The following is a 3,652-nucleotide window of genomic DNA, read 5'->3' on the forward strand; positions in this document are numbered from 1 at the left end:
GCCCAGGCAGCCGCCTGATCGATCCCATTTCCAATAACCACACCCTTATGCCCCCACAAAATATTGCCAAAACTGATGGTCAGATTGACACACTGGCCGGCCAAATAAAATTCATCAGGATGCTCCCAGTTGGCCCCCTTTCCGCCATATTCCATACCGAAAGCCCTAGGATCAAGAAGGTAGGGACTCAGACTGGAAGGAAGAGTATCCGGTGTATACAGCAAGGCCGTTGCATCCTCCGGTACCTTGCCGGAACCGTCAACAGCATCCCCGTTGGTACCATTAGTCCCTGTCTTTCCGCTGCCATTACAGTCCTTCTTTTTTGAACTATCGGGCGAAGAAGGACTGCCGCTGCTGTCACTGTCAGAATCGCCGCCTGAGGATGAAGTGGTTTCTGAAACAGGGCTGGCCCCATACTGAGAAATAGCTTTTTCATCCAACCATTTAAACTTTGCTCCTAAGCTATTGTATAGGCTATGCAGCTTGCTCTTATAAGAAGGATCTGTCGCCCAGCCGCCGTCCGCGATAGCACTAAGGGTGCTGAGACCGTCTGTATTGTTGATAGCTCCCTTGTAGAGGGTCTGATTCTTCATGAATTCAGCCTTGCCGACAATACCGGCATCAAAGGTAGAAAAATAAACATATTTTCCTCCGGTATCATCACCCACACTGGTTCCTGCCCCGTCTTTTGATACTGAACTAGAGCCGTATAAAGCAACGGTCTGAGCAAAATCTGAGGCCTTGCTCCATTTAACTCCCCCCATATTATGGGCTTGGCCAAAGGACTGAACGCTTTGGTCAAAAGAAGTCTCAATCTGGGTCTGGACGATAGAGGCAGAGGGCAGAAAACCGCCTACTCTCCATGATTCAAGGTAAGCTTTTTCATGCTCCTTGACAAACTCTTCAATGGAACTATTGCCCGAGGAAGTTTCCTGCGTCGTGTTGGGGCTCGTCTGACTGGTTCCGGGTTTACAGTTGCTGGCTTTTTGAGAATTATCGGCGCCTCCGCCTACTAAAATCGCTGCCAGCAGAAACATAACCAGCAAAATAAGGATAACAGGAATTCCTATCCAAAGAAAAAGTTTTAGAAAAATAGCTCTTTTAATTGCTTTTTTACCCACATTGATAACCGAGTATCTTGACATACTACTTTACCTCTTTAGAAAGAATATCCGAAAAAGCCAATACAGTCCTATCAGAACAGCTGCAGCCAGACCGTATTTCAGCAATTTTTTAGTAAATTCCTGATTTCGCTGGTACTGCTCCCGAATCTGCCAGTTATCATCATGGTCATAATAAGCCTTTTGCTCATCTACCATGCTTTGATAGTAGTCGCTAACCGCTTTCTTTGTGGAACGGTAAGAAGCTGCTGTATCCTTGTAGACAGAAATCGGCCCTCTCATCCGCCGTTTTCTGGGATGCGGCTGTTCTCTTTTCGCTTCCTCTTTTTCGTAACCCTCTGTCTCTGGTCGAACAAGTCTGTACTTCACCATTTGTTTTCTGGCCAAATCAAGCTCATCTCGGCTTCATTTAGCTTCCTTTCTGTGCATTTTATACTCTTTCTGTTTTAAGCCCGCATATCGCTAACTGCTGACTCGCCCTGCTCCAATGTCCCCCGGACTGTTGGAGGGGTGGGGAACAGGACTGAAGGACTCTATCTGAACCTTACCATTTCCGTCTCAGGAAGAACCAGCTTTTTTGCGGACTGCTATAGAGCTCGTCTTTTATCGTTGTCGAGCCTAAAAGTCCTTTGATTTTAAAAGTGCGGATAAACTCTTTTTCACTCAGCCCCTGCACCTTATCTGAACTGACTTTCGTCACTTCCCTGACCAGCCTAAAATCATCCAGATTCAGAAGCCCTAGCACCCTATAAGCATGACGGTAAAGACGGCTCTGATTTTTATTGGCCAGACGTTTGCTGTAAATCGGTGAAAACTCCTTGCTCAGTTTAGCTGCAACATTGACGACAAAGCGGCGGTGGCTGGATTCCAAATAGCAGACAAAGAAGAGCAGCAGCAGATAGAGGTCTGCTGTTACCCCAAATTCTGTCAGGAGAGTCGAAGGCAGCAAAATCATGAGAAGAACCGGCACAATTGCTTCCCTCCTGCCCCGAATGACTGTCCAGAGCAGAACGAGGAGGCCAATGATGAAGGAAACAGAAAAGGTCATGGTAATCAGACGGCTGCCGTGCAGGGTCATTAAGTAGGCTAGATTCAGGCCAAAACCAAACAGAAAAGCCAAACCAAAAGCTATGGTCGCAATCCAGCGCAGCCAGAAGAACGTTTTTAATGTTTTGGTCGAGTAAAACCAGCTGTTAAACCGTAAAACAAACATACAACCTCCTAATCCACACTGGCATATCTTTCTAATTCATTGCCCAAAAATTCTTGGTTGAAGACGACATTGCCGTGTCCGGCAATATTAAGGAAAAGCTGTCCTTGGACTAAGTTGGGCAGGGTCTCCAGCTCTGACTCAGTCATGGATTCTCTTAAAGCATCTGCCAGCAGGTGAACGGTCGTTTCATCCGTATTGGCAAAGACCCGGTACTGCATGAGGGAGAAAATCCGGCGAATAGAGGAAGCGTAGATGTCCAGAGTTGTATTGCCGCTCGCTACCAGAACATTCTGCAGCGAGGTCATCTCCAGCACGACACCAGCATAATTAGTCCCCATTTCCTCAATCATATCGGCCAAGAAAGTCACCGACTGGGAGTAGCGGATATCCAAGACCATCTGAGCTGATGAAATATTAATGACATAGTGGGTCAGCTGGTCATGGGCGACTGCCAGATTCTGCTTGCGCTTCTGCCGCTGAATCTTGCCGTTGTTGACGACATAAGAAGAAATCAGAGACAGGACCTGAGTCAGCTGCAGGTTGAGCAGCATAGGCGTTTTGGTCAGTTCTGATAAATCAATCGTCACAACCTGCTCCTCTGACAGGTCTTCAAAGTTGGTATAGACGTCAAAGATGGGGCCGTAGTTCTTATTGAGGGAGCTGAAAGTCTTGGAAATGCGGCCGACCGATCTGGTATCGTGGTCATTCCCTGCCTTGCCCGCTGCCCGATAGCGCTGCTCCAAAAAGGAGCAAAACTGGGACAGGCGCGGATGCTCATCATTGACAATGGTTGTGACATGGATATTTTCCGCATTCTTCTCTGCATTGTGCTGCCAGAGGCCGATAGAAACGTAGAAATCAGTGATAAGGTCTTCCAAGCGCAGGAGGTCATCAGAAGTAATTTCCTGATTGAGGACCTGAGCGATACTTTTCAGCTTGGCAACATGAAGCCGGAAAGAGCCGATTTCATCCACCTCTACCCCGTTTTCCTTGGTCATGGTAGGCAGGACCTGCATGATGTTAATCTTATTGGCCCCGCCGGACATACTGAGCACCTTGCCGTATTGAAATTTCGTCAGATCATGAAAAGTCCCGTCCAGATCAATATTGATAATCTTATGCCCTCTGGCATAGAGCGAATCGGTGTGTTTCAGCACAAATTTCTTTTGGTACATCTTGGGCGCCCCTGCCACAAACATAAAGGGCCGGGTCCGAATATCGTCATTTTGCAGAAAGTCCAGATTGACCGCCCCGCTGGTCGGCGTATAGCCAAAGTAGGTCCCGTGCGGGTCCGCTAACTTAGTATGGTTAAACCAGT

Annotated in this window: 4 protein-coding genes; all 4 read right to left on the bottom strand. The window is 47.6% G+C overall.

Annotation, left to right across the window (positions count from 1 at the left end; genetic code table 11):
- The coding region (locus STRDD11_RS07600) for a glucosaminidase domain-containing protein (RefSeq protein ID WP_128836851.1) at window positions 1-1,145 on the bottom strand (1,145 nt) is incomplete at its 3' end.
- Window positions 1,146-1,151: 6 nt separating this feature from the next.
- Window positions 1,152-1,493 (bottom strand): hypothetical protein, encoded by a 342-nt coding sequence (locus tag STRDD11_RS07605; protein ID WP_128836805.1) that lies wholly within the window; start codon window positions 1,491-1,493, stop codon window positions 1,152-1,154.
- 172 nt (window positions 1,494-1,665) lie between these two features.
- Window positions 1,666-2,334: a hypothetical protein gene (locus STRDD11_RS07610; protein ID WP_128836806.1), complete on the bottom strand. Its 669-nt coding sequence runs from the start codon at window positions 2,332-2,334 to the stop codon at window positions 1,666-1,668.
- Between the two features lie 8 nt (window positions 2,335-2,342).
- Window positions 2,343-3,652: virulence factor (locus STRDD11_RS07615; protein ID WP_241209361.1), on the bottom strand; the 1,310-nt coding region annotated here is incomplete at its 5' end.

Source organism: Streptococcus sp. DD11 (assembly GCF_001578865.1).
GTDB lineage: Bacteria > Bacillota > Bacilli > Lactobacillales > Streptococcaceae > Streptococcus > Streptococcus panodentis.

Bases quoted from the DNA above. Each gene is read 5' to 3' on its own strand.
- STRDD11_RS07610 (WP_128836806.1), bottom strand. From the start codon at position 2,334: ATGTTTGTTTTACGGTTTAACAGCTGGTTTTACTCGACCAAAACATTA.
- STRDD11_RS07605 (WP_128836805.1), bottom strand. From the start codon at position 1,493: ATGGTGAAGTACAGACTTGTTCGACCAGAGACAGAGGGTTACGAAAAA.